Genomic DNA, 24754 nt, shown 5'->3' on the forward strand with positions numbered 1-24754 from the left:
CGACGCCAGCGGGGCCCGTCGATACCATGGGACTCCCGCGGCGTCCGCGCCCCGGGGACGGGCCCGCGCGGTGGGTCCACGGTGGGCAGATGCCACGGACGAGAGCAGCCCGGACCACGCTCCGGGCACAGAGAAGAGGGCACGATGACCGACCTCGACCTCAGCGGCGGCAGCACGATCCCGGCCGGTGGGGCGGCCGAGCCGGGCGCCCTCGTGCTCACCCCGCCCGCACCGGTGCAGATCGTCAAGCCCGAGCAGGCGGCCGGGGCCGTACCGGTCGCCGATGCGCGCGCGCAGGAGCTGGCCACCCGGGCCCAGTCGTTCGCCCGTGAACTGGTCGAGCTCGACGTGCGCTCCCCCGAGTTCGCCCGCAAGGTCGAGTCCATCACCGGGCTGGGCGACAAGGAGATGCGCGACTCGGCGAACGTCTCCTCCCGCATGCTCGACCGGCCGGCGGCCGCGCTGAACGCCGGCAAGGGCGGTGGTAAGGACGCCCAGACCCGGGTCGCCTCCACCCTGGCCGATCTGCGGGTGACCATCACCGAGCTGGACCCCAACCGCGCCGACCTGACCGGGTTCAAGAAGGTCCTCAAGTGGATCCCGGGCGGGGACAAGATCGACCGCTACTTCGCCAAGTACGAGTCGGCCCAGTCGCACCTGGACGCGATCATCCGGTCGTTGGCCTCCGGCAAGGACGACCTCGGCAAGGACAACGCGGCCATCGAGGTCGAGAAGGCCACCATGTGGGCGCTGATGGGCAAGCTCGGTGAATACAACGAGCTGGCCGGGGCGCTCGACCAGGCGGTGGAGCTGGAGATCCAGCGACTGGACTCCTCCGGCCGGGCCGACGACGCGAACACCGTCCGCAGCGACGCGCTGTTCCCGATCCGGCAGCGCCGGCAGGACATCATGACGCAGATGGCCGTCGCCGTGCAGGGGTACATGGCCCTCGACCTGGTGCGCAAGAACAACCTGGAGCTGATGCGCGGGGTGGACCGCGCGCAGACCACCACCATCGCGGCGCTGCGCACCGCCGTCATCGTGTCGCAGGCACTGGCCCGCCAGAAGCTGGTGCTGGACCAGATCACCGGCCTGAACGCGGCGACCAGCGACCTGATCGCGCGGACCAGCGAGCAACTGCGGATCCAGGGCGGACAGATCCACGAGCAGGCCGCGTCCAGCACCATCTCGGTGGAGAAGCTCCAGCAGGCCTTCGACAACGTGTTCGCCACGATGGACGCCGTCGACACCTTCCGCGCCCAGGCCGTGACCTCGATGGCCGACACCGTCTCGGCCCTGGAGGGCCAGGTCAAGCGGGCCCAGCCGTACCTGGAGCGGGCGCGACGCGGGGAGATCGGCAGCTGAACCGCCGAACCGATCCCGTCCCGTCCCGCTCGCCCGTGCGCACCCACCCGAGGCCGCCCCGATGGTGATGGACTGGTTGTTCGGCCGCCGGCCGGAGCCCGGCGCCGATGCGGACCACCAGCCGTCGGGACAGCCGGGGCAGGCGGGCGAGCCGGACAGCCCGTCCGCGCTGGCCCGCGAGCTCGTCGTGGTGGAACGGTCGATCAACGCCGGGGCCGGTCAGCTGCCGACCGCGGCCACGGTCACCGCCCGGCGCGTCACCGACATCGTGGACGCGGTGCTCCGATCGGCCCGGGCGGGTGGCCCGGACGGACCCGGCGAACTGGACATCCATGCCCGGGTGTCGCTGAACGGCATCCTCCGGGACTATCTCCCGACGACGCTGCGTCGGTACCTGGCCCTGGACCCGGCCACCCGGACGGCACCGGGACCGATCGGCCAGACGCCGAGCGACGCCCTCACCGAGCAGCTCGACTTCCTGTTCGACGCGGCCACCGAGGTGCTGGACGCCGTCCGGCACAACGACGCCAACGCCCTGGTCGCCCAGGGCAACTTCCTCCGCACCAAGTTCGCCGGATCGGAGCTGGACCTCTAGCCATGGCCGTACCGATGAAGCGGGGCGCGAACGTCGCCCTCACCCAGGAGATCCCGACCCTGAAGGGTGTGGTGCTGGGCGTGCGGTGGAACGCCGGCGCCGAGCACGTGCTGGCCGACAACCTGGTCGCCGCCACCATCCTGTGCGACCGGCAGGCCCAGGCCCCCTCCGACGAGTACTTCGTCTTCTTCAACCAGCTCACCTCGCCGGATCTGTCCGTGGCCCAGCTCTCCGCCGCCGTCGGTGACGACGACGAGCAGATCGAGGTCGATCTCGGGGACGTGCCCGCCGACATCCACCGCATCGTCGTCGTGCTCTACGTGAACGACGGCCCCGGAGCGCGGCGCACCCTGGGCCAGCTGCGGGACTGCCGCATCCGCGTGCTCGACCTGGCCGACGGCACCGAACTCGTGCAGTCGGAGAACCTGGCCCCGCAGCTGCGCTCCGAGACCGCGATCTGCCTCGGCGAGCTCTACCGGCACCCCAGCGGCTGGAAGTTCAAGGTCATCGGCCAGGGCTACGAGAACGGGGTTGCCGGGATCGCGGCGGACTACGGGGTCCCGCTGTGACGACCGGCCACCGGGCCGCCCGACGCCGTCACCGGTCCGCCCGCCGTCGGCCCGCCCGATGATCCACGCCTCGACCCCCGAGCAGGCGCCGACCCGGGCCGATCTGACCTTCCTCCGGCACCGGCGCAAGCCGGCCGCCAACCCCGCGTTGGCCGAATTCCTCACCGGCGGTGCCGGCCGCGACCACCACCACTCCGGCGCGGCGGCGGGAGCGGCACCGGACCGACCGGCCGGGCCACCCACCCCCGCGCGCCCCCCGGCGGCCACCCCGGATCGCGGGTCGGGCGCGACCTCGCTGGACCTCGGCGGCCCGCCCGCCCCGGCCGCATCCACCCGATCCACCGCCGCACGCACCGACACCTCCCTGGACCTCGGCGGCCCCGCACCCACCCGACCCACCGCCGCACGCACGGACACCTCGCTGGACCTCGGCGGGATCACCCGACCGCCCGCGGCCGGGGCGGTGGTCCCCGCCCCGCCCCCGGTGAGTCGGGAGCCCGTGCGCAGCAACAGTTCCGGACCACCGGCCGGTCCGGCCCGCCGGCGGGGTGCGATCCACCCGCGCATCCGGCGGGGGGCGCCGACGATCCTGGACCGTCGGTCCCCGACGGTGGCGCTGACCCGGGTCCAGTCCGGGGTGGGTTCGCTGGTGCTGGATCTCGCGGTCACCGCGTCCGTCGGTGATCTGGTCATGGGCGCGGCCTACCAGTTGGGTTCCGGGTTGTCCTCGACCGTCGACCTGACCGCGGGACGGCGCACCGCCCCGCCGGGCCGGACTCGGCGTCCCCTGCTGCTGGCCGGGCGCGGTCAGTTCGAGCGGATCAGCGTGGATCTGCGCTGCTCCACCGACCTGGAGCGGCTGGTGATCTACGGATCGTCGGCGTCCGGAACCCCGCTGGCCTGGGGTGGGACGCTGCTGGTGACCACCTTCGGCGGGGATCGCGTCGAGTTGCCGATCACCCTGCCGGCGTGGGACGCGGCCCATCAGGTGGCGGTGCTGGCCTCCGTCCACAACGTGGCCGGGGAATGGGTCCTGCGCTCCGAGATGAACGCCGTGGCCCCGTCCATCCGGGACGCCTGCCGCGCCTACGGTTTCGACCGGATCACCTGGCTGGACGACCACACCCCGATCGACTGAACGGGGCCGTCGAGCAGCGCCTCAGCCGTCGAGCAGCGCCTCAGCGGACCACCGGCGGCGGGTCGTCCACCCGCTCGACGTCGGCGTCGGTGTCGCCGGCGGCGTCGTTCGTGGCACCGTCGTCCTGGCCACCGTGCCGGTACCGGTACGCGGTGGTGTCGTCGATGAGCAGATAGGTGTGCACGCCGCTGCGCGTCCAGTGCATGACGAGCAGCCCGACCCGCCGGGCGAGCTTGGCCATGGTCGCGAAGTCGGTGACGTCCACGATGTGCCGGTCGGTGGGCGTGGGCATGGGGCGCACCTCGGCCAGTACGGCACCGTGCTGACGGCGGATGAGGTCAGCCGGGCTCAGCGGTGGCTCGCGGCGCAGGAGTGTCCGGGAGAACACCGCGCCGGCGATCCCCGCGACGAGCAGGAGGAGGGCGATCCACCGCACCACCACCACCGGGATCCGGACGGCGCCGACCCCGAGCGTGTGGGTGATCGTGGTGGGGGCGCCCGGCACCACGTCGGCGACGGTCGGGATCCTGCCTGTCGCCGGCACGAACACCAGGGGGGTGACCTCGAACGGGACGGGTGCGGTGAGGGCGGGCACGCCGGGGCTGGTGACGCTGGGCGTCAGGGTGAGGGTGAGCGTCCCGGTGGGGATGCCGATGGCCTCGGCGGCGGCGTCGGCGCGGGCCTGCACGTCCCGGAGATCCAGCGGGGCGGTGACGGTCTCCCCGTCACCGGTCACGGCCTGGGTCACCAGGGGCGGGAGATCGGAGTGCCACCCGTTCGTGGCCGACAGGGCCACCCCGACCGACAGGTCGCCCGGGGGACCGGTGTAGCCGATCTCGACGACGGCGGTGTCGGAGAGCTTGCGGTAGACCGGGTCCGGCGACGTGACGACGGTGCCGTCGTAGGCCGGTGACGGCGGGACGTCCGCGGTGTAGGAGATGTCGACCGAGCGGGCGATGCCGACCGGCGGTCCCGGACGCAGACTCGGGGCGGTCCAGGCCAGGACCCCCAGTCCGAGTCCGAGGACGAGCAGGAGACCGGTGATCACCCAAGCGGTCTGGACCGGACGGGGCCGGGCCGCGAAGGAACCCGCCTGGGGTGTCCGTGTTCTGGTGTCCACGGCTTGTCTCCTTCGGGTTCGGGCCGAGCGCCGCCGCCGGCGGGCGCTCTCGCCCAGCAGGAGCATCAGCAGGGCGGCACAGCCGAGGACGACGGGGTCGGTCATGAAGTGCAGGACGTGTCCCCCGCCGGAGACGTGCAGGACCGACGTTCCGGCGATGTCACCGGTGGTGGGCCGGAACGGGTCGATCGAGGAGTTGTTGTCGCCCTTCATGGTGAATCCGCCGGCGCCGTCGCCGGCGATGATGCGGTGGAGCACCAGGGCGTCCACGCCCTTCGCGCGGTAGGCGACGATGTCGCCGATCACGTAGTGGTCGCGGTGGGCCACCACGACCAGATCGCCCTGGTAGTAGACGGGGTTCATGCTGACCCCGCTGGTGACCACGGCGGTGATCCGACCGGTGACCAGGGCCGCCGAGACCAGGACACAGAACAGGGCGAGCACGCCGGCCAGCAGTCGTCCTGCCCGTCTCATCCCCGGGTTCGCCCCGTCGTCCCGGCCCGGACGCCCGTCGAACCGGCGACCACCCGCGGACGGGGGACGCCGGTTCGACGGGAGGTCATCAGGCGACGGTGATGTCGATGCCGGTCAGACCGGTCACCGACGTCGTGCCGGCCGGCATGGTGCAGGTCGACGTGTTGGGAACGGTGGCGCCCGGAGCGGAGACGGCCGTGCACACCGCGAGGAGCGGGGACGAGGAGGTGGAGTTGATGGTGACGTCGGGGACGCGCCCGTTCGCTCCCTCCAGCACCAGGGTGATCTCGTCGACCGCGGTGTTGCTGTCGTCGGTGAAGCCGTAGGTGACGCCGGTCAGCGTCGCGCCGGTGACGGTCTGCGAGACGGTACCGCCGACGAACTGGGTGGCGGCGGTGGTGCTGGCCAGACCGGTACCGGTGAAGGCGGCGCCGCCGGCGACGGCCAGCCCGACGAGGGCGGCGGCCGCGATGATCTTGTGGGAAGTGCGCATATCGGTGCTCTCATCTCTTCAGGGTGAGGCCCGACCCACCACGTGGGTCTGTCGGCCGGTCGCAGCATCGGTCCACGTCGGCCCTCGCGTCGGGGGACGGGAGGGCGGCGGGGGGGAGGTGCGGTGGGAGGCCTGGTCGGACGATCGCGATCGCGTCGTCCACGGCCCGGTGATCAGAATGACCCGACGATCTGCGCCTGACCAGGCGAAAGTCCGGTGATCACACCATCGGACCGGCAGTTCACCCGTCGCGGCCCCGGCCGGGAGAGGTGTCACCCTGCGTCACACCCCTTCGTCCCCCGGTGGCCCGTGACCCGCTCGACCACCGCGGCGTCGGCGGACCTGGCAGGGTGGAGCCCAGGCACGGGTGGTCGGCGAGGTGACCCCGACCGGCACGTGTCGCACACGGATACGCACACCTCAGGGGATGGGAGCGACAGCATGGGAGTCAGCCTCAGCAAGGGCGGCAACGTCAGCCTGACCAAGGCCGCACCGGATCTACGGTCGGTGTCGATCGGGTTGGGGTGGGACGTCCGATCGACATCGGGGGCGGATTTCGATCTGGATGCCAGTGCCCTCGCGCTCGACACCGGGCACAAGGTGCTCGGTGACGAGTACTTCGTGTTCTTCAACAACCTCAGGTCGCCGGACGGCTCCATCGAGCACCAGGGCGACAACCTGACCGGCGAGGGCGACGGCGACGACGAGGTCATCAACGTCGAGCTCGCACAGGTGCCGGCCGAGATCACCTCGATCGTCTTCCCCGTCTCGATCTACGAGGGGGATGCCCGCGGCCAGTCGTTCGGGCAGGTCCGCAACGCCTACATCCGGGTGGTCAACCGGGCCGACGGTTCGGAGCTGGCCCGCTACGACCTCACCGAGGACGCGTCCACCGAGACGGCGATGGTCTTCGGCGAGGTGTACCGGCACAACGCCGAGTGGAAGTTCCGGGCCATCGGTCAGGGGTACGCCTCCGGGCTCGGCGGTATCGCCCGCGACTTCGGCGTCAACGTCGGCTGATCCGACACCGTCCGTCACACAGCATCTCTCGCGCGAAGGAGCACGTATGGGTATCAGTCTGACCAAGGGCGGCAACCTGTCGCTGACCAAGGCCGCGCCGGGGCTCACCCAGGTCAGCGTGGGCCTGGGTTGGGACGCCCGGACGACCACCGGGGTCAAGTTCGATCTGGACGCCAGCGCGCTGGGGCTGGGCGGGGACGGCCGCATCCTGTCCAACGAATGGTTCGTCTTCTTCAATCAGAAGCGGTCACCGGCGGGGGCCATCGAGCACCGCGGGGACAACCGCACGGGTGACGGCAGCGGCGACGACGAGGTGATCGCCGTCGACCTGTCGGCCCTGCCGCCCGAGCTGAACTCGGTCACCTTCGCCGCCTCGGTCTACGAGGCCGAGCAGAACGGCGTCAGCTTCGGCCAGGTGCGCAACGCGTTCATCCGCGTGGTCAACAACTCCGACCAGAGCGAGCTGGCCCGGTACGACCTCACCGAGGACGCGTCCACCGAGACGGCCATGGTGTTCGGGGAGCTGTACCGCAGCGGCGAGGAGTGGAAGTTCCGGGCCATCGGCCAGGGCTACAGCACGGGGCTGAGCGGGATCGCCGCCGACTTCGGCGTCGCCCTGTAGCTCCGTAGCCCTGTCGCCTGTCGCCTGTCGTCCCGAGCACGGCCGGCCCGACACCACCCTGATCACCTCGTTCGACCCACCCGAGAGGAACACCATGAGTGTCAGCCTGACCAAGGGCCAGACCGTCAGCCTCACCAAATCCGGCGGCGGTGAACTCAGCCAGGTCCGCATGGGCCTGGGCTGGGACGCCATCACCAAGCGCGGCATGTTCGGTGGCACGAAACAGGTCTCGGTCGACCTGGATGCCTCGGCGCTGCTCCTGTCCACCGACCGGAAGGTGGTGGACATCGTCTACTTCGGCCAGTTGCGGTCCAAGGACGGGTCGATCACCCACACCGGCGACAACCGTACGGGCAAGGGTGACGGGGACGACGAGTCGATCCTGGTCGACCTGCCGCGGGTCCCGGCGACCGTCGCGCACATCGTGTTCGTGGTGAACAGCTACACCGGGGAGAACTTCTCGCAGATCGAGAACGCGGTGGCCCGCGCCGTGGACTCGGTGGACCGGGACAAGGAATTGGTGCGGTACGAGCTCAGCGGCTCCGGGACGCACACGGCGGTGGTGATGGCCCGGCTCTCGCGCTCGGGCAGCGGCTGGACGTTCACGGCCATCGGCACCCCGGGTGAGGGCCGCACGGCCGATCAGCTGGTCCCGCTGGCCCTGGCCTCCGTCTGACGGATCTGCGGCCACGGCACGCTTCGCTGCCCCCCGGCCCGTCGGGCCGGGGGGCAGCATTCGTGTCAGGCCCGACGGCGCAACAGCCGGCCGAGGTACCAGGCGCCGGCGGCGGCGAGCACGCCGCCACCGACCCGGACCGCGCCGGCCGGGACGGACCCGGCCAGCAGGCGGCCGACGGCGGACGCCGAGCCGGGTTGGACAGCGCAACTACCGGTGACCAGGCGGCCCACCCGGGAGTCCGCGCCGGCACCGAGGCGCGCGACGAGCCCCCGCGAGGTGACGACGTCGATGCCGACACCGTTCTCGGCGAGCAGCGTGGCCGCCTGCCCGGCCAACCGGGTCGGCCCGCCCCGCGCCGAGGCCGGCCCGATCGTCGCCGGGAGTCCGGCCAACAGAGCGAACGGACGCTCGGTGCGCAGCTCCAGCCGGTCGCCCGCGGAGGTGAGGTGGGCGGGCACGCCGTCCACCTCGATACGGAGGTCCGCGAACACCGCGAGCGGCGGGAGGCCGTTCGCGGGGTTCACGGTGCGACCCGCCGAACCGGTCGGATCGGTCACTTGGCCGGGGAACCCTCGGCGGTCGTGATGCGCAGGGAGCCGTTCAGCTTCCACACGGCGCGGGCGGCGTCGGCGCCGGTCTCCCGGGGCACCTCCACCGTCATGTCGACGAACTCGTAGTTGATGACGGCGCCCTTCCCGGTGAGGTAGGACCACATCTCCTTGCCCAGGTCGGCGAAGCTCGAGACGCTCTGCTGCTCCAGCGGTGTTTCAGCCATGGGGGTTCCTCTCGCTCGATCAGCCTGACGTCCAGGCCGCATCAGGTACGCCGCCCGTGACCCGCACGGATGCACGGTTCCGGTGGGCGTCGTGTGTCCGACATCCGGGGGTTCCCCGTCCGGACCGGTTCGACACCTCGGAGATCACGGCTCCGCCGCCCGGTTCCGTGCGGACCCGGGCGGCGGAGAGAACGGGGCGCGCCGGTCAGGACCCCGTGATCAGCACCGCCGCGGTGTACGCCCGGGTGGTGACGACTCCGTCACCGGTACCGGTGATCCGCACGGTCAGGTACCGCCCGCTGTCCGCGTTCACCGGGGTGTAGCTGTCCCCGTCGGCCCCGCGGATCGCGGCCCCGTTGCGGAACCACTGGTAGGCGATGCCGCTGGGGGTGGGCGTCCAACTGCCCGGCTGGACGGTCAACGGGCTGCCGACCGCAGGGGTCCCGGTGATGGTCGGGGCCGCGTCGACCACGAAGGCCCCCCGCACCCGGACCGGTGCGGACGCGGCCGAGGCCGGGCCCTGTCCGACCGCGTTCGTCGCCGCCACCACGAAGGTGTACGTCGCGCCGGGGGTGAGGCCCCCGACGACGCACGAGGTGCGTCCGGTGGCCACCGTGCACCCGACCCCGTCCACCGGGCCGTCGGCCGAGGTGGTCGTCACGGTGTACCGGGTGACGGTGCTGCCGCCGTCGGCGGCCGGTGCCGTCCACCGCACGGTGGCCTGCCGGTTCCCCGCCGTGGCGGTGACCGCGGTGGGCGCCCCGGCCACGGTCGCCGGAACGGCCACTCCGGCGGAGTCCGCGGACCGGGTGGTCACCCCGGCCGCCGATGCGGTCACCCGCACCGACAGGGTGGTGGCCTGGTCGGCGGGGGTCACCGTGTACCGGGCGGCGGTCGCCCCGGGGATCCGTCGACCGTCGCGCAGCCACTGGTGGGTCACCGACGTGGGCGCGGGGCTCCACACCCCGTCGGTCGCCGACAGCTCCGAACCCACGGCGGGGCTGCCGGAGATCGCCGGCGCGGTGGTGACGGTGAACGTGCCCCGCACCTGGACCGGCGTCGAGGGCGCCGAGGCGGGTCCCTCACCGACGGCGTTCGTGGCGGTCACCGTGAACACGTAGCTCATCCCGGGGGTCAGACCGGTGACCACGCAGCGACGGGCGCCGCCGGCCACCGTGCAGCCCTGCCCGACCTCCGCACCGTCGGCCGTGGCCGTGCGGACGGTGTAGCCGGAGATGACACTGCCGCCGTTGCCGGGGGCCTTCCACGACACGGTGGCCTGCCCCTTGCCGGCCGTGGCGCGCACGGCGGTGGGCGCACCGGGTACACCGGCCCGGACGGTGACCGCCGCGCTCGTGGCAGAGGCGTCGGGGAGGCCGGGGGCGCTCACCGTCACCCGGACCGAGATCGACCGGTCCAGGTCGCCGCGGGCGACGGTGTAGGTCGAGCCGGTGGCACCGCGGACGGCGACGCCGTCCCGCAGCCACTGGTGGGCGACGGACGTCGGGGTCGGTGACCAGGTCCCGTCGGCCGCGGTGAGGACCGAACCCGGCGCGGCCGTCCCGGTGATGGTGGGGTCGACCGTGCGGGTGAAGGTGACGGTGACCGCGGTCGGTGCCGACGCGGCCGAGGCCGGGCCGGTGCCACCGCTGTTGGTCGCGGTCACGGTGAAGGTGTACGTGCCCGCGGCCAGCCCGGTCACCTCGCAGGACAGGGCGGTGCTGGTGCAGGTCGATCCGTCGGAGGCGGTGACCGTGTACCCGGTGATCGTGGATCCGCCGTCGTCGGCCGGCGGCTGCCAGGCGACGGTGGCGGTCCCGTTGCCGGCCACGGCGGTGACCGCGGTCGGCGCGCCGGGCGCGGTGGCCTCCGCCTTGCGGAGCGGGGTGACGGTCAGGCTGTCCAGGCGGGCGGTGCCGCCCTCGGAGATCAGCGAGATGCCCGTGCTGGAAGCGTCGGGGAAGATCTGATCGGTCAGGGTCCGCTTGCCCTGCTGGGCCAGGACCTCCACCGAGGCCCGGTCCACGTACAGCTCCAGGTGCAGCTTGCCGTCCTGCAGGGTGACGGGAGCGGACTCCACCGAGGAGAAGGCCGTGCTGAAACCCGTGTCGCCGGAGCGGGTCCGGTCGATGCTGAGCCGCCCGGTGTCGGTGTCGTAGACGACCGGGGTCTGCTGCGACCCGTCGGCGGACCGGCGCACGCCCAGGCCGAAGGCCGTGGCCGTACCCGGGCTGAGGACGGCGTCGATCCTCAGGGTGGTGCCGTCGGCCTCGGCCGGCAGGACGGTCTCCCCGGCGGGGATGTCTGCCGGTCCGGCGGTGTACGCGACGGGCTCCTGCAGGCCGGCCACCTGGTCGACGACCTTCTGCACGAGCTGCGGTCGCCCGTCCACGGTCTCCAGGCTCAGTTCGCGCGGCAGGGCCATGGCGCTGCGCCACTGCCCGGTGGGGATCTGGTTGGCGTAGTCCCAGTTGTTCATCCAGGCGACCATGATCCGCTTGCCGTCGGGCGCGTTGTCGTAGGTGACACCGGCGTAGAAGTCCCGACCCCAGTCCAGCCAGTCGTAGGACTGCAGACGGGACGGTGCCGCCACGTCGGAGACCATGAACTGGTCGGCCAGGATGTGCCCCCACCCGCCGCGGTTGTTGTCGACGATGGTGATGTGGGCCTGCCGTCCGGCGAACTCGCGGACGTCCCAGGAGGTCCAGTCCAGGGTCTCGCTGTTGCCGCCGGTGGCGGTGCGGACCACCGCGCCGTCGACGACCAGGTTGACGGTGGTCTCGTCACTGCGGACCTGGGCCGGGGTGTCGGCCAGGACGACGTGGTCGAGGGTGAGATGTCCCCAACCGCCGGTGGCGGTGTCCTCGATGCGCAGCTGGGCGCTGCGTCCCAGATAGGCCTCGAGGTCCAGGGACTTCCAGTTCAGCGAACCGGACTCCTGCCCCGCGGTGCTGGCCACGACGGCACCGTCGACGAGCACCTGCACCTGCAGGGTCTGCTCGCTCCCGGCCGGGCGGAAACCGCCGCCCACCAGCATGCTCAGGTACCGCTTGTCGACGGTGAACGGCGCCGAGGTCAGGGTGCCGGTGTTGTCGTCGCCCCGGGGACCGCCCTCGAAGGTGTTGATGCGCTTGGCGCCCAGGAAGTTCTCCCCGCCCGCGGTGGCGGGGTTGCGCTCGGCGGTGAAGTCACCGGTCAGGGTCCAGCCGTCGTCGGTGACGGACTTCCCGTCCGGGTACTCGAATCCGTCGAAGAGCAGCTCGCTGCCGGCCGGCGGATCGTTGGTGAGCTGGGTGCCGTCGACGTGCGGGTGGTTCCCGCCGCCGACCAGGAAGTTGATGCGGTCGTCCTGGATCGTGATGTCCGGCGACCGCATGGAGCCCACCGGCCAGTCGCCGTCGTTGAACCCGTTGACCACTCCGGTGCCGGAGAACCCGGTGACCGGGGTCTGCCCCGGCAGTGCCGCGCCCGCGGGGGCGTCACCGAAGGGCCCGTTCTTCCAGTTCCCCGGTTCGTTGGCGACGGTCCAGCCGTCGTAGGTGCCCTGGTCGAATCCGGCGAGAGTGGTTCCGGGGGGCAGGGTGTCGGAGCCGACGGTGCTCTCGGAGGTGAAGGTGGTGCCGTCGAAGTCACCGACGAAGTACTGCCCGCCGGATCCACCACCCACGGCGCCGGGGTTGATGTTGACGACCATGACCCACTTGATGTTCGTGGGGTCGCCGTCCACGGCCAGGGGGAACAGATCGGGGCACTCCCACTGTCCGCCGGTCGCGTTGGCGGGGCCGAAGGTGCTCAGCTGCGTCCAGTTCTTCAGGTCGGTCGACTTGTGCAGCAGCACCTGGTGATCGAGGGCCTCCACGGTGACCACGACCCAGTACGACGTCTCCGGCGTCCCGCCGTCGTACCAGAACACGTGCGGATCCCGGAAGTTGTTGGAATCGCGGTCGAGCACCGGCCCCGGGTACTTGACCCAGGTCTGTCCGGCGTCCGTGCTGTAGGCCAGCGACTGCGCCTGCTCGCCGGTTCGATAGGCGGTGGTGTACATCGCCACCAGGGGCGGGTTCTCGGCGGTGCCGAACCCGGAGGTGTTGTCGTGGTCGACGACGATGGAGCCGGAGAAGATGTCCGCGTCGGCGTCCTGGGGGATGGCCAGCGGCTGCTCGGTCCACCGGACCAGATCGGTGCTCGTGGCGTGGCCCCAGCTCATGTTGCCCCACGTCGTGCCGAACGGGTTGTACTGGTAGAAGAGGTGGTAGACGCCCTGGTAGTAGACGAGCCCGTTCGGGTCGTTCATCCAGTTCTTCTCGGGCGTGTAGTGGAAATCGGGCCGATAGGGCTCCGCCTCCTGCTCGGCCGGGGCGCTCACCGCCGGTGCGATCGTCACGGCGGATGCGATCCCGGCCGGAACGGCCGCCGCGGCGGGGCCCGCGAGGCCCATTCCCGTCATCGCCAGGGCGGCACAGAGCCCCGCCGCAACGGCGGGGCGCATTCTTGTTCTGCTCGTCGACATACGTGGGGCCCTTCGTGAGACACCGGTGTCTGGGGTGGGTCAGGGCAGATCCTACGGCCGGGGTGTGATGTGGGCAATACCCACCGATGCGCTCTGATCTGCATGAACGTTGAAACTCATCCGCGCCGGGTTGTCATTCTCCGACCGGCGGTGATCCACGGGGCACGCTGCGACGGCCTGCGCCCGACAACGGATTTCACCGACCGGGGCCCTGGGAGGCAGCCGTGACCAGCACGAGAACGGAATTTCTCCGTCTCACTTCCAGGAATTGATTGTCAGGACATCTTGGCAAAACGTCGACAATCGATGATCAATCAGGGGGTCGTCGAAACCGGCAATTCGCCCGAGCCCCGGACGAGAAGGCGGCTGGGAACGGAGAAGACCTGCGGGGCGGAACGGTCGCCGTGGATCCGGGCGAGCAGACGTTCGGCGGCGGTGCGGCCCAACATCCGGGTGTCCTGGGCGACCACGGTGACTCCGGGCTCGAGGGCCTCGGCGAACGGGATGTCGTCGAACCCGACCTGGGCGACCTCGCGATGGCGACCGGCGGCGTGCAGTGCGCCCACCGCGCCGATCGTCACCAGGTTCTGACTGGTGAACAGGGCGTCGACCCCAACGCCGTCCGGCCCGGCCAGCAGATCCGCAGCGGCGCGGTGGGCCTCCTGGACCGACCGCAGTCCGTGGCGGACCAGGGCGGGGTCGACCGGGAGACCCTGACCGGCCAGGGCGTCCACATATCCGCGGAACCGCTCGGCGGCCGTGGGGATCGCGGGATCGTCGCCCAGATAGGCGATCCGGCGCCGGCCGTGGCGCACGAGGTGTTCCACCCCCCGACGCGCCCCCACCCGGTTGTCGGACACCACCGCATCGGCGACGAGGGGCTGCGGGAGCCGGTCGAGGAAGACCACGCACGTCCCGCGCAGCTGTTCGGCCACGAGGTACCGCTGGTCCCGGGAGGCCGGGACGACGATCAACCCGTCGACCCGGCGGTCGATGAGCCGGCGGGTCAGCTCCTCCTCGCGGGACGGCTGCTCGTCCAGGCTGGCGGCCAGGAGCAGGATGCCGGCGGCCTCGAGCTCGTCCTCGATGGCCCGCAGCGTGGCCGCGGAGAACGGGTTGCCGATGTCCTCCAGCAACAGGCCGACGGTGTTGGTCCGGCCGCTGCGCAGGTTGGCCGCGAGGTTGGGCCGGTACGCGAGCTCGGCGGCGGCGGCCCGGACCCGTGCCGCGAGGACGGGGTCCACGCTCGGCACGCCGTTCATCACCCGGGACACGGTCTTCAGGGCCACCCCGGCCAGCGCGGCGACGTCCCGCATGGTGGGTCGGGCCGCATCGGCGCCGGTCGGCATTTCGCCCACTGCCTCTACCCCCAGATGACTGCCGACCCGTTCGTCCCGGCGCACCCGTCGGGGCCGCACCGGTGCAGTGCACCACGTGGCGCGATGGGCCGGTGTCAACCGGGCGCGGTTCCCCGGGACGTCCCGGCCGCCCGCGCTACCGTGCGGACATGCCCGGCCCCGTCGCGTTCCTGCTGGAGGTGTCGGTCGGTACCCGGGTGGTGATCCGCACCCGCATCCCCGGCGGGTTCACCGACACCCTCGGGTACGTGCGGTCCCGTTCGGTCGACCGGGTCGTGGTGGACACCCGGACCGGTGACCGCGAGGTGGTGCTGGCCCACGTGGTCGCGGCCAAGGCCGTCCCCGAGCCCCCACCCCGCCGCGCCCCGCGCACCCGACCTGAACTGCGGTGATCGCGCCGATGGACGGCGGATGGCGCACCCCGGAGCTGCCGTCAGCCCGTCGTGGGATCCCTCACCCCGTCCGGTGGACTCCCGGTGACGCAGCGGCCCCCCGTGTTAGGTTTCGGCGGATTCTGATGGGTGGATGACGGGTAGGGGACGCGCTGTGACACACGCTCTGAAGACCGAACTGGCCCTGGTGGCCTTCGATCTCGACGACACGCTGGCTCCGTCGAAGTCCCCCGTGGACCCCGAGATGGCCGCCCTGCTGGGCGAGCTGCTCGAGTACGTCCAGGTCTGCATCATCTCCGGCGGCCGTTTCGAGCAGTTCGAGATGCAGGTGCTCACCAGCCTCGACTCCGGCCCCGCCCTGGACCGGCTGCACCTCATGCCGACCTGCGGCACGCAGTACTACCTGTGGTCCGGCGACCACTGGGACCGGCAGTACTCCGAGGAGCTGTCCGAGGACGAGAAGCAGCGCGTCCTGGAGGTTCTCACCGCCGGCGCCAAGGAACTCGGCCTGTGGGAGGAGCAGACCTGGGGCCCGATCCTGGAGGACCGCGGCAGCCAGATCACCTTCTCCGCCCTGGGCCAGCAGGCCCCGGTGGACGCCAAGCACGCGTGGGACCGGGACGGGTCCAAGAAGGAGAGCCTGCGCGCCTACGCCGCTCCCCTGCTCCCCGAGCTCGAGGTCCGTGGCGGCGGCTCCACCTCGATCGACGTCACCCGCAAGGGCGTCGACAAGGCCTACGGCATGCGCAAGCTGATGGATCAGCTCCAGCTCACCGCCGATCAGCTGCTGTTCGTCGGTGACCGGCTCGATCCGGGCGGCAACGACTTCCCGGTGAAGTCGCTGGGCATCCGCACGGTGGCCATCGAGCGCTGGCAGGAGACCGCGGTCTTCATCCGCGGTCTCATCGCCACCCTCAAGGGCTGAGCCTCAGGCCGGCGCACCCGGCCACACGATCTCCTCGGCGACGTCCTCGGCCGCCCGCAGGACCCGGAGCACGTTCCCGGACCCCACCGCGGCCAGATCGGCGTCCGACCACCCCCGACGGCTCAGTTCGGCCAGCAGCGCCGGGTAGGTGCTGACGTCCTGCAGCCCGTCGGGCAGCGCGTCGACGCCGTCGAAGTCGCCGCCCAGCCCGAGGTGGTCGACGCCGATGCGTTCGCGCGCGTGGTCGAGGTGGTCGGCGACGTCGGCCAGGGTCGCGCGTGGTGACGGGTGTTGCGCCAACCATTCCTGCAGGCGCGGATCCTGCGACGCCGGGATCTCGACGGGCACGTCGGTGGGCTCCTCCCCGGGGTGCGGGGCACGGTGCCACTCGCTCAGGGCCCGGGGCAGGTCGAGCCGCTCCCGTTCGGCCTTGAGGTCGAGCTCCCATTCCCGCACCCGCTCGGAGACGAACGCGGGCACGAAGGTCACCTGCAGCACCCCGCCGTTGCCGGCCAGCAGGTCGAGCACGTCGTCGGCCGGGTTCCGGACGTGATCGCAGACGGCCCGGCAGGACGAGTGCGAGAAGATCACCGGTGCCCGGCTGGCGGCCAGCGCGTCCTTCTGCGTGGTCGCCGCGGTGTGGCTGAGATCGACGAGCACCCCGATCCGGTTCATCTCCGCCACGATGGCCCGGCCCACGTCGGTCAGCCCGCCGGCGGCGGCGAGATCGGTGGCCGAGTCCGCCCAGGGGGTGTTGTCGTTGTGGGTCAGCGTCACGTACCGGACGCCGAGGCGGGCCATCATCCGCAGCACCCCGAGCGATCCGGTTAGGCTGTGGCCGCCCTCGATGCCCAGGAGCGACGCGATGCGCCCGGACGCGCGCGCGGCCAGCACCTCGTCGGCCGTCCAGGCTGCGGCCAACGTGCCCGGGTAGGCGGAGATCATCCGGTGCACGATGTCGATCTGCTGCAGGGTGGCCACCACCGCTTCGGGCTCGGGCAGCGCGGAGGTGACGTACACCGACCAGAACTGCCCGCCGACCTGCCCGGCCCGCAGCCGTGCCAGATCGGTGTGCAGGGCGGGGCGTGGCCCGTCCAGACCGAGCACGGACGATCCCGAACCGGCCCGCAGCGCCATGGGCAGGTCGTTGTGCCCGTCCAGGATCCACACGTCGGAGGCCGATCCGGTCATCTCGTCCCGCTCTCGCCGCAGCTCCGCCGCCGCTCGACGGGTCGCGGTGACTGTACCGAGACGTTCCGGGACACCCGGCCCCGCGCTCAGCGGACGAGCGGAGCGACCTGCCCGGCGACGAACTCGACGAAGCCGATCACGTCGGGCTCGTCGAGAGTGGGTTGCAGGACGACGGTGTCGGCCCCGGCGTCGGTCCATCTCCGCACCGCTGTGGCGACATCGTCCGCACCACCGGCGATCCCGATGTCCCGGGCCGGGTCGTAGTTCCACCGCCGCAGCTCGCGGTCCAACCGCTGCGCCGCGTCGGGTCCTGTGGCGGCGATGACGAAGACGGCGATGGTGGCCGGCTCGCCGCGGCCCGCGGTCGCCCGCCCGCGGTCGATCTCGACCCGGGCCGCGCGAACCTCGTCGGGGGTGGTGTTGCTGCTCAGCACCGTGCCCTCGCCCAGTTCACCGGCCAGCTGCAGGGTGCGCGGTCCGGTGGCGCCGACCAGCAGGCGCGGCGGGGCGGCCGGCGGCCAGTCCAGGGCGACGCCGTCCAGGTGCACGTACCGGCCGTCGGTGGTCACCGTGTCCCCGCGCAGCAGGGCCTGCAGCGCCGTCGTGTACTCGCGCAGCAGGGTCATCGGCGAGGCGGCCCGGGCGCCGACCTGGCCCATCCAGTCCAGCACCCCGTGCCCGACCGCCGGCACCGTCCGGCCCGGGAAGTACGCCTCCAGGGTGGCCAGCTCCATGGCGGTGAGGGCGACGTTCCGCAGCGGGACGGGCAGCAGACCGATGCCGACCCCCAGCCGCTCCGTCCAGGCCAGGATCGCCGCCGCGGTGGACACCCCGCCGGTCAGGAAGCAGTCCTCCCAGAGCCACAGCTCGTCCAGCCCGGCGGCGTCGGCGGCCCGGGCCACCTCCCGCAGCTTCTCCGGCGGGTTCTGGGGCAGGTGGACGACACCGAGCGTGGTCATGGGAGCCATCCTCCCCCGGCGCGGGCTGTCCAGCCTGCTGCACGACACCCGATGCCCGACACGTCCAGCGCGACAACGGTTGTCCGGCGGGTGGTCAGGGCGACGCGGGCGCCCGGGGATACTGGGCCGCGTGCGCCGGGTGATCCAGCTGTTCCTGTCCTGCGGGGTCCTCGGCATCGGGGTCGGCCTGCTGCTCGCCGCCGACCTCGGGTCGGACGGCTACTCCACCCTGATCAACGGCGCGACCCGGGCGTCCGGGCTGCCCTTCGCCCTGGTCAACATCTCCATCGGCCTGATCCTGGTCCTGCTGGCCTGGCTCAAGGGGGCGCGGCCGGCGCTGGGCACGGTGGTGCAGCCGGTGGTCACCGGGCTGGTCGTCGGGTACGTGCTCGACCTGGTGCCCGCCGGGTTGTCCCTGCCCGCCCGGATCGGGCTGCTGGTCATCGCGTTCGTGATCCTCAGCTTCGGGGTCGCCGGGTACCTGGGGAGCAGGTTCGGGGCCGGCCCGGCCGAGGCGCTGTCCACCGCGTGGGATCCGCCCGTGCCGTTCCGGTGGAGCTACAGCGCGTTCCAGTTCGCCGGGGCGGTGGCCGGCTGGCTGCTGGGCGCCTCGATCGGGGTGGCCACGGTGCTGGTCATCGTGCTGCTCGGGCCGGCGGTGGACCTGCTGGGGCGGCGGTTCGCCACCCTCAGCCCGCACCTCCGTCCGGCCTGACCCACCCGGAGACGCAGAACGGCCCGGCCCCCGAAGGGACCGGACCGTTCTGGTCAGGCAGCCGGCGTCACTTCTTCGGCGGCACCATGTCGAACACGTCCGGGTCGGGCCCGGTGCGCTCGTCCTTGTTCAGGGCCGAGATGCTGGCGACCTGGTCGTCGGTCAGCTGGAAGTCGAAGATCTCGAAGTTGTCCTTCATCCGGCTGGGGGTGACCGACTTCGGGAAGACGATGTTGTCCAGCTGGACGTGCCAGCGCAGCACGACCTGGGCCGGGCTCTTGCCCGTGGCCTCGGCGATGGCGGTGATCGCCGGGTCGTCGAGCACGTTGCCCTGGGCGATCGGCGACCATGCCTCGGTGGCGATGCCGTACTCGGCGTCGACCGCGCGCAGCGCCTCCTGGGTCAGGTACGGGTGCACCTCGATCTGGTTGACGGCGGGGACGGTGTCCGTCTCGGCCTTCAGCTTGTCCAGGTGGGACTTCTGGAAGTTGGAGACGCCGATGGAGCGGGCGCGACCGGAGGCGTAGATCTCCTCGAAGGCCTTCCAGGTCTCCACGTAGTCGCGCACGGTCGGCAGCGGCCAGTGGATGAGGAACAGGTCGATGGTGTCGACGCCCAGATCCTTCAGGGTCTGGTCGAACGCGGAGAGCGCGTCGTCGCGACCGATCTGGTTGTTGTTCAGCTTGCTGGTGATGAAGACGTCGGCGCGGTCGATGTCGTACTGCGCGACGGCCTGCCCGACCTCCTTCTCGTTGCCGTACATCTGCGCGGTGTCGATGTGGCGGTAGCCGATCTCCAGCGCGGTCGTCACGGCCTCGACGGTGTCGGCCGGCTTGATCTGGAAGACGCCGAAACCGAGCTGCGGAATCTGGACGCCGTTGTTCAGGGTGATGTTCGGGACCGAACTCATGCCTGTCTCCTCCTGGGTGACGCGGGATGTGGCGGGACCGGGGTGCGGCGCAGGTCGCTGCCGCAGTCGTCCGACCGCCCGGCGCAGCTTACCGACGCAGACCCCTTACGCCGTACGTGGGTGGGCCAGGGCGGCGTCGAGCTGGTCGGCGGTGACCGAGCCGGGGGCGTCGCGGCGGGCCGCGGCCTGTCGGCACAGCCGGGCCAGGACGGTGTTCACCGGGGCGGGCACCCCGTGCACATGGGCGAGCCGGACGATCTCGCCGTTGAGGTAGTCGGTCTCGATGCTCCCGGTACCGCGGGCCAGCGACTGCCAGGACGATCCGCCCATGCCCGCGGGCTGCCCGGGGATGGGCTTCGGGTCCGTCTTGCCCCCGACGCCGGCGCGTTGCTCGTCCGGGTCCACCGGCTCGATGTCGGCGGCGGCGAGGACGGCGAGGGCCTCGTCCCGGGCCAGTCCGACGAACCGCTTGACCTCGGGGTCGCCGTCGCCGAGCAGGGCCTGCACCCCGTTGCCGAGGTTGGCCAGCAGCTTGCGGTACTTCCAGGCCAGGACCTCGGCCGGACGCTGGATCTCCACAGCGGCGGCGGCGCAGTCGGCGACCAGTCTGTCCAGGAACGCCGCGTCCCGCGGATCGGTGCGGGCCGCGGGGACCCGGCCGACCTGGTACACCCCGGACAACGGCGACGAGCGCACCCACACCTCGCCCGGTTCCAGCAGGACGACGGGCATCCACAGGCAGGCGGCGAACACCCGGTCGACGTACCGCAGGCACAGCTCCTCGCTGCTCACCCCGTTCTGCGCGGTGACGAACGGCAGCAGCTCCCCCGCGGTCCCCACCACCGCGCCACCGTCACGCACGGGCCGATCGGCCCAGGCAGTCACCGCGGCCAGCACCTGGTGGGTCTTGACGGTGAGGACGACCACGTCGTCCACGGTCAGGTCGACGTCCTCGGGCGCAGTGGCCACCGGGGGGTGCACGGTGACGGTGGCCGCGGGGTCGCGCAGGGTCAGGCCGCGCTCGGCCATGGCGGCGGCGTGCTCACCGCGGGCGACCAGGACGACGTCCCGGTCGGCCTGCGCGAGGCGGCCACCGAGGGTGGCTCCGATGGCTCCGGCGCCGACGATCACGTAACGGGTCATGGGGTCAGTGTTCCCCGCTCACCGTCCCCCGGTCACCGCCCGGTGCCCGTGCGCTCCCGCGCGAGCGTTGCGACGGACGCGGGCAGCCAGCCCCGCCCCTCGAGCTCACCGACCAACCGCAGGTAGGCGTCGTCGTAGCGGCCGAGCATCTCCGGGCGCGGGTCGACGGTGGCGCGGATGCGCACCATCTCCGCGGCGACATCCGCGGCCTCCCGCCCGGGGGAGGCGGCGAGGACGGCCATGCCCAGCGCCCCTTCGGCGTTCTCCGGCAGGACCAGGGGCCGACCGAGCACGTCGGCGCGGAGCTGGTTCCAGAACGGGCTGCGCGTCGCGCCACCGGTGACGATCAGATCGCCGCCGATCGGGGCGCCGAGGAGGTCGAGGTAGTCGAAGCAGAGCCGCTCGACGAACGCCACGCCCTGCAGCACGGCGGCGAAGTGCTCCGCGTCGTCGCGCGGGTCACCGAGCAGGAAGCCGCGCGCGTCCGGGGCGATGAACGGGAACCGCTCGCCGTCGGAGACCAGCGGATAGGCGAGCACGTCGGTGGGGGCGAAGGCGGCAGCGCGGCGGCCGAGCTCGTCCAGGTCGGCGCCGGGGAAGTCCCGGGACACCGCGCCCGCGCCGGTGCTGGACGCCCCGCCGGGCAGCCAGTCCCCGTTGGGCGCCTTGTGGGAGTAGACGACGCCGAGCGGGTCGCGGATGAGCTCGTGGCTGACGCCCTTGAGCACGAGGGTGGTGCCGACCACGGAGTTCCAGCTGCCGATCCGCAGCGCCCCGGCGCCGAGCTGGGCCGCGCAGCCGTCGGTGGCGCCGGCGATCACCGGGGTGCCGACGGGGATTCCGGTCTCGGCGGCCGCCCCGGAACCGACCTCGCCCAGGAAGGCTCCGGTGCGCACCAGCGGGGGCAGCAACGTGGCCGGGATGCCGAGCCGCTCGAACACGTCCAGCGGCCAGGTCTCGTCGTCGAGGTTCGCGCCGGTCTTCAGCGCGTTGCTCAGATCGGCGGCGACGGGGCGACCGACGAGCCGGCCGGTGATCACGTCGCTCTGATGGGCCAGGCGGGCGGTGCCGACCAGCTCGGGGTGCTGCCGCAGCAACCACCGCAGGCTGGGCAGCGCCCAGGAGGGCTGCATGCGCTGGTAGCCGAGCGTGGCCCACACCTCCGCGCCGACGGCGTTGATCTCGTCCACCTCGGCGGCACCGCGGGTGTCGTCGTACATGATCCCCGGGGTGAGGGGGCGCCCGTCCGGGTCGGTCAGCACGATGGTGCCCGACGTGGCGTCCACGGCGACGCCCCGCACCCGCTCCGGTGAGATGCCCTGCAGCGCAGCGCGGGTGGCCACGACCACCTGCTCCCACCACTGCGCCGGGTCCTGCTCGTGGGCGGGTCCGTCGCGGTGGCTGGTCAGCTTGCCGCTGCCCGAGCCGGCGACGGTCCCGTCCGCGGTCACCGCCAGCGCCCGGACGCTCTGCGTCCCCAGGTCCAGTCCGATCCAGACGTCGTCGTCCCGGGTCGTGCCACCGGCGGTCATGGTGTCTCCGTTCGGATCTCGATGAGGTGCGGGCGGTGTCAGCCGAGGGACAGGTGCTGGTCGAAGAAGGTCAGGATGCGGCGCTTGGCGTCCGCGGCCGAGTCGTGGTCGTACCCGACCCCGGCGATGCGCATCAGGGTGGGCAGCGGCGACGGGATCTTCAGCCGGTTGATGAACCCGTGCCCGGCGTCCGGGTACTCCTTGATGTCGGCCGTGGCCTCCACCCGCTCCACGGCGGCGCGCAGGTTCGCCGCGGCGCCCTTGAGGCCGGTGTCCTTGCCGCCGTAGCTGGCCACGATCGGGCAGGCGCCGCCGAGCACCTCGTCGAGGTTCCTGGGCAGCGGGCCGTAGTTCACGCTCGCCACGTCGTAGCCGGGTCGGCCGGCGAGGACCAGGGCGAACCCACCGCCCATGCAGTACCCGATGACGCCGACGGAGCCGGTGCAGTCGGCCCGGTCGGCCAGTCGAGCCCGGGCCGCCTCGATCCGGTCGAACACCGGGCCGCGCTGGGCGGCCAGCTGCTGGAAGACGCCCTTGACGCACCGCACCCATGACCGGCCCTGGAACAGATCCGGCATGAGTGCGACGTACCCGGCGGCGGCCAGCCAGTCGGCCTGCTCCTGCATGTCGTCGCCCGGCCCGAACGCGTCGTGCACCAGGATCACCCCGGGCCAGGGGCCGGGCCGGTCGGCGGTGGGGACGGGAACGGCGAGGTACGCGCCCTGTTCCGCCTGCTGGCCGGCGGTCGCGGTGGCGGCGGAGATGCTGATGTGGGGCATGCCCGTGACCCTACGCAGCAGTCCACAGGACCCCGGAGACGACTCCGCCCCGGCGGGGATCACCCACCGGGGCGGAGAGCACGCGACCCACTCACTCAGCGGGGAGCCGGAAGATCTTCTTGTTCGCGAACTCGAGGATGCCGTACTCGCCGAGCTCGCGGCCGTAGCCGGACTTCTTGACCCCACCGAAGGGGAGGTCGGCCTGGGTCCCGGAGATGCCGTTGATCCAGGCCATGCCGGTCTCCAGCTGATCGGCCACCGCGATCGCCCGCTCCGGGGAGGCGCTGAAGATGTCACAGCTCAGTCCGTAGTCGGAATCGTTGGCCAGCTCGATCGCCGCGGCCTCGTCCTTGACCTTGTAGACCACCGCGACCGGCCCGAAGACCTCCTCCCGGTAGGCGCGCATCCCCGGCTTGACGTCGGTGAGCAGGGTCGGGGAGAAGAACGAACCGTTCTCCGACATCGTGCCGCCCAGGTGCAGGGTCGCCCCCTTGGACACGGCGTCGTCGACCTGCTCCTGGAGCTGCTCGGCGGCGGTGCGCGAGGCCACCGGCCCGATGGACACCGCGGCCATCTCCGTGTCTGGATCGGCCCTCAGGGACGTCAGCCGCTGCTTGAGCCCGGAGACGAAGTCCTCGTACAGGTCCTCGACGACGATGAGCCGCTTCGGGGAGTTGCAGGCCTGACCGGAGTTGTACATGCGGCCGCTCGCGGCCTTCTCCACGGCGAGGTCCATGTCGTCGGTGTCCAACAGGATGAACGCGTCGCTGCCGCCCAGCTCCAGCACGCACTTCTTCAGGTTGCGCCCGGCGATCTCCGCGACCGCGGCACCGGCCCGCTCGCTGCCGGTCAGGGACACGCCCTGGTTGCGACGGTCGGCCAGGATCGTGCCGACCTGCTCGGTGGTGACGAAGACGTTGAGGTAGGCGTCGGGCAGGCCGCCGGCCTGCTCCACGAGCTCCTGCACGACGAGCGCGTTCTGCGGGCAGTTCTCGGCGTGCTTGAGCAGGACGCTGTTGCCCAGCACCAGGTTCGGGGCGGCGAACCGGGCGACCTGGTAGTGCGGGTAGTTCCACGGCATGATGCCCAGGATCGAGCCGATCGACTTCGTCCGGATGAACGCCCGGCCGCCGCCGCTGACGGACAGCTCCTGCTCACGCAGCAGATCCTCCGCGTGGTCGGCGTAGTAGTCCCAGATGCTGGCGACGATGTCGATCTCGCCCTTGGCCTCCTCGAAGGGCTTGCCCATCTCGAGACCGGTGAGACGGGCCAGCTCGTCCCTGCGCTCGCGGTAGAGGTCGGCGACCCTGTGCAGCACGGCGATCCGCTCGTCCAGGGGCACCTCCCGCCAGGATCGGTGGGCGGCGTCGGTCCGCGCGAGGGCGTCCTGCAGCTGCTCGTCGGTGAGGTAGTCGTACTGCGCGAGCTTCTCGCCGGTGGCCGGGTTCACGGTCGCGAACATGGAGATCCTTTCGGGAAGGAGAGAGCGG

The 24754-nt window shown here is 72.0% G+C and carries 23 protein-coding genes; 10 read left to right on the forward strand and 13 right to left on the reverse strand.

All coding sequences use genetic code 11. The features are described from left to right. Positions 1 to 144 precede the first annotated feature (144 nt). The 4 genes from J2S58_RS10930 (at position 145) to J2S58_RS10945 (ending at position 3667) form a co-directional block, all read left to right on the forward strand. Positions 145 to 1365 (forward strand): toxic anion resistance protein, encoded by a 1221-nt coding sequence (locus J2S58_RS10930; protein WP_205258339.1) that lies wholly within the window; start codon positions 145 to 147, stop codon positions 1363 to 1365. 61 nt (positions 1366 to 1426) lie between these two features. Then, positions 1427 to 1960: a hypothetical protein gene (locus J2S58_RS10935; RefSeq protein WP_205258338.1), complete on the forward strand. Its 534-nt coding sequence runs from the start codon at positions 1427 to 1429 to the stop codon at positions 1958 to 1960. Between the two features lie 2 nt (positions 1961 to 1962). Beyond that, a complete protein-coding gene (locus J2S58_RS10940; protein ID WP_205258337.1) occupies positions 1963 to 2529 on the forward strand; it encodes a TerD family protein in 567 nt (188 codons plus the stop codon). A gap of 58 nt (positions 2530 to 2587) precedes the next feature. Beyond that, positions 2588 to 3667, forward strand: a complete 1080-nt coding sequence (locus J2S58_RS10945; protein WP_205258336.1) for a hypothetical protein — start codon at positions 2588 to 2590, stop codon at positions 3665 to 3667. Positions 3668 to 3707: 40 nt separating this feature from the next. Here J2S58_RS10945 and J2S58_RS10950 read toward each other — a convergent pair whose 3' ends face one another. Further along, positions 3708 to 5261, reverse strand: a complete 1554-nt coding sequence (locus J2S58_RS10950; protein ID WP_205258335.1) for a signal peptidase I — start codon at positions 5259 to 5261, stop codon at positions 3708 to 3710. A gap of 88 nt (positions 5262 to 5349) precedes the next feature. Continuing rightward, positions 5350 to 5754 carry a hypothetical protein gene (locus J2S58_RS10955; protein ID WP_205258334.1) on the reverse strand — a complete coding sequence of 135 codons (405 nt, stop codon included), beginning with the start codon at positions 5752 to 5754 and terminating at the stop codon, positions 5350 to 5352. A gap of 441 nt (positions 5755 to 6195) precedes the next feature. On the opposite strand from J2S58_RS10955, the gene J2S58_RS10960 reads away from it, so the two are divergent. The 3 genes from J2S58_RS10960 to J2S58_RS10970 all read left to right on the forward strand — a co-directional run bounded on the left by J2S58_RS10960 (position 6196) and on the right by J2S58_RS10970 (position 8072). Continuing rightward, positions 6196 to 6774 carry a TerD family protein gene (locus J2S58_RS10960; RefSeq protein WP_205258333.1) on the forward strand — a complete coding sequence of 193 codons (579 nt, stop codon included), beginning with the start codon at positions 6196 to 6198 and terminating at the stop codon, positions 6772 to 6774. Between the two features lie 46 nt (positions 6775 to 6820). After that, on the forward strand, positions 6821 to 7396 hold the full coding sequence (locus tag J2S58_RS10965) for a TerD family protein (RefSeq protein ID WP_205258332.1): 576 nt from the start codon (positions 6821 to 6823) through the stop codon (positions 7394 to 7396). A gap of 94 nt (positions 7397 to 7490) precedes the next feature. Next, positions 7491 to 8072 carry a TerD family protein gene (locus J2S58_RS10970; protein WP_205258331.1) on the forward strand — a complete coding sequence of 194 codons (582 nt, stop codon included), beginning with the start codon at positions 7491 to 7493 and terminating at the stop codon, positions 8070 to 8072. A gap of 65 nt (positions 8073 to 8137) precedes the next feature. On the opposite strand, the gene J2S58_RS10975 is transcribed toward J2S58_RS10970, so the two are convergent. The 4 genes from J2S58_RS10975 to J2S58_RS10990 form a co-directional block, all read right to left on the reverse strand. Further along, positions 8138 to 8632: a hypothetical protein gene (locus J2S58_RS10975; RefSeq protein ID WP_205258330.1), complete on the reverse strand. Its 495-nt coding sequence runs from the start codon at positions 8630 to 8632 to the stop codon at positions 8138 to 8140. Beyond that, the gene (locus tag J2S58_RS10980; protein WP_205258329.1) at positions 8629 to 8850 is read right to left on the reverse strand and encodes a hypothetical protein; all 222 of its coding nucleotides are present in this window, start codon (positions 8848 to 8850) and stop codon (positions 8629 to 8631) included. The genes J2S58_RS10975 and J2S58_RS10980 overlap by 4 nt, the downstream gene beginning before the upstream one ends. 205 nt (positions 8851 to 9055) lie before the next feature. Further along, on the reverse strand, positions 9056 to 13234 hold the full coding sequence (locus J2S58_RS10985; RefSeq protein ID WP_205258328.1) for a fibronectin type III domain-containing protein: 4179 nt from the start codon (positions 13232 to 13234) through the stop codon (positions 9056 to 9058). 440 nt (positions 13235 to 13674) lie between these two features. Further along, entirely contained in the window at positions 13675 to 14709 is a 1035-nt protein-coding gene (locus J2S58_RS10990) for a LacI family DNA-binding transcriptional regulator (protein ID WP_205258357.1), read from the reverse strand. 158 nt (positions 14710 to 14867) lie between these two features. Between J2S58_RS10990 and J2S58_RS10995 the strand changes: the two genes are divergently transcribed. Further along, complete coding sequence (locus tag J2S58_RS10995) at positions 14868 to 15110, forward strand: ferrous iron transport protein A (RefSeq protein ID WP_205258327.1); 243 nt, start codon at positions 14868 to 14870, stop codon at positions 15108 to 15110. Between the two features lie 154 nt (positions 15111 to 15264). Beyond that, complete coding sequence (locus J2S58_RS11000) at positions 15265 to 16035, forward strand: HAD-IIB family hydrolase (protein WP_205258326.1); 771 nt, start codon at positions 15265 to 15267, stop codon at positions 16033 to 16035. A 3-nt stretch (positions 16036 to 16038) separates the two neighbouring features. On the opposite strand, the gene J2S58_RS11005 is transcribed toward J2S58_RS11000, so the two are convergent. Then, on the reverse strand, positions 16039 to 17226 hold the full coding sequence (locus tag J2S58_RS11005) for a dipeptidase (protein WP_205258325.1): 1188 nt from the start codon (positions 17224 to 17226) through the stop codon (positions 16039 to 16041). Between the two features lie 86 nt (positions 17227 to 17312). After that, positions 17313 to 18185: an LLM class flavin-dependent oxidoreductase gene (locus J2S58_RS11010; RefSeq protein ID WP_205258324.1), complete on the reverse strand. Its 873-nt coding sequence runs from the start codon at positions 18183 to 18185 to the stop codon at positions 17313 to 17315. Between the two features lie 130 nt (positions 18186 to 18315). Between J2S58_RS11010 and J2S58_RS11015 the strand changes: the two genes are divergently transcribed. Further along, positions 18316 to 18900 (forward strand): YczE/YyaS/YitT family protein, encoded by a 585-nt coding sequence (locus J2S58_RS11015; protein WP_205258323.1) that lies wholly within the window; start codon positions 18316 to 18318, stop codon positions 18898 to 18900. Positions 18901 to 18967: 67 nt separating this feature from the next. On the opposite strand, the gene J2S58_RS11020 is transcribed toward J2S58_RS11015, so the two are convergent. The 5 genes from J2S58_RS11020 to J2S58_RS11040 all read right to left on the reverse strand — a co-directional run bounded on the left by J2S58_RS11020 (position 18968) and on the right by J2S58_RS11040 (position 24726). Next, entirely contained in the window at positions 18968 to 19810 is an 843-nt protein-coding gene (locus J2S58_RS11020; protein WP_205258322.1) for an aldo/keto reductase, read from the reverse strand. A gap of 105 nt (positions 19811 to 19915) precedes the next feature. Next, positions 19916 to 20953 (reverse strand): ketopantoate reductase family protein, encoded by a 1038-nt coding sequence (locus J2S58_RS11025; protein WP_205258321.1) that lies wholly within the window; start codon positions 20951 to 20953, stop codon positions 19916 to 19918. Positions 20954 to 20985: 32 nt separating this feature from the next. Beyond that, complete coding sequence (locus J2S58_RS11030; protein WP_205258320.1) at positions 20986 to 22485, reverse strand: FGGY-family carbohydrate kinase; 1500 nt, start codon at positions 22483 to 22485, stop codon at positions 20986 to 20988. A 38-nt stretch (positions 22486 to 22523) separates the two neighbouring features. Further along, entirely contained in the window at positions 22524 to 23264 is a 741-nt protein-coding gene (locus tag J2S58_RS11035; RefSeq protein ID WP_205258319.1) for a dienelactone hydrolase family protein, read from the reverse strand. Positions 23265 to 23355: 91 nt separating this feature from the next. Further along, the gene (locus J2S58_RS11040; RefSeq protein WP_240189370.1) at positions 23356 to 24726 is read right to left on the reverse strand and encodes an NAD-dependent succinate-semialdehyde dehydrogenase; all 1371 of its coding nucleotides are present in this window, start codon (positions 24724 to 24726) and stop codon (positions 23356 to 23358) included. Between the last annotated feature and the right edge of the window lie 28 nt (positions 24727 to 24754).

The sequence above is a fragment of the Nakamurella flavida genome, from assembly GCF_030811475.1.
Lineage (GTDB): Bacteria > Actinomycetota > Actinomycetes > Mycobacteriales > Nakamurellaceae > Nakamurella > Nakamurella flavida.

Excerpts from the sequence above, each read along its gene's own strand:
- J2S58_RS10930 (WP_205258339.1), top strand. The coding sequence starts at position 145 with ATGACCGACCTCGACCTCAGCGGCGGCAGCACGATCCCGGCCGGTGGG.
- J2S58_RS10935 (WP_205258338.1), top strand. The coding sequence starts at position 1,427 with ATGGTGATGGACTGGTTGTTCGGCCGCCGGCCGGAGCCCGGCGCCGAT.
- J2S58_RS10940 (WP_205258337.1), top strand. The coding sequence starts at position 1,963 with ATGGCCGTACCGATGAAGCGGGGCGCGAACGTCGCCCTCACCCAGGAG.
- J2S58_RS10945 (WP_205258336.1), top strand. The coding sequence starts at position 2,588 with ATGATCCACGCCTCGACCCCCGAGCAGGCGCCGACCCGGGCCGATCTG.
- J2S58_RS10950 (WP_205258335.1), bottom strand. The coding sequence starts at position 5,261 with ATGAGACGGGCAGGACGACTGCTGGCCGGCGTGCTCGCCCTGTTCTGT.
- J2S58_RS10955 (WP_205258334.1), bottom strand. The coding sequence starts at position 5,754 with ATGCGCACTTCCCACAAGATCATCGCGGCCGCCGCCCTCGTCGGGCTG.
- J2S58_RS10960 (WP_205258333.1), top strand. The coding sequence starts at position 6,196 with ATGGGAGTCAGCCTCAGCAAGGGCGGCAACGTCAGCCTGACCAAGGCC.
- J2S58_RS10965 (WP_205258332.1), top strand. The coding sequence starts at position 6,821 with ATGGGTATCAGTCTGACCAAGGGCGGCAACCTGTCGCTGACCAAGGCC.
- J2S58_RS10970 (WP_205258331.1), top strand. The coding sequence starts at position 7,491 with ATGAGTGTCAGCCTGACCAAGGGCCAGACCGTCAGCCTCACCAAATCC.
- J2S58_RS10980 (WP_205258329.1), bottom strand. The coding sequence starts at position 8,850 with ATGGCTGAAACACCGCTGGAGCAGCAGAGCGTCTCGAGCTTCGCCGAC.
- J2S58_RS10990 (WP_205258357.1), bottom strand. The coding sequence starts at position 14,709 with ATGCCGACCGGCGCCGATGCGGCCCGACCCACCATGCGGGACGTCGCC.
- J2S58_RS10995 (WP_205258327.1), top strand. The coding sequence starts at position 14,868 with ATGCCCGGCCCCGTCGCGTTCCTGCTGGAGGTGTCGGTCGGTACCCGG.
- J2S58_RS11005 (WP_205258325.1), bottom strand. The coding sequence starts at position 17,226 with ATGACCGGATCGGCCTCCGACGTGTGGATCCTGGACGGGCACAACGAC.
- J2S58_RS11010 (WP_205258324.1), bottom strand. The coding sequence starts at position 18,185 with ATGACCACGCTCGGTGTCGTCCACCTGCCCCAGAACCCGCCGGAGAAG.
- J2S58_RS11020 (WP_205258322.1), bottom strand. The coding sequence starts at position 19,810 with ATGAGTTCGGTCCCGAACATCACCCTGAACAACGGCGTCCAGATTCCG.
- J2S58_RS11025 (WP_205258321.1), bottom strand. The coding sequence starts at position 20,953 with ATGACCCGTTACGTGATCGTCGGCGCCGGAGCCATCGGAGCCACCCTC.
- J2S58_RS11030 (WP_205258320.1), bottom strand. The coding sequence starts at position 22,485 with ATGACCGCCGGTGGCACGACCCGGGACGACGACGTCTGGATCGGACTG.
- J2S58_RS11035 (WP_205258319.1), bottom strand. The coding sequence starts at position 23,264 with ATGCCCCACATCAGCATCTCCGCCGCCACCGCGACCGCCGGCCAGCAG.
- J2S58_RS11040 (WP_240189370.1), bottom strand. The coding sequence starts at position 24,726 with ATGTTCGCGACCGTGAACCCGGCCACCGGCGAGAAGCTCGCGCAGTAC.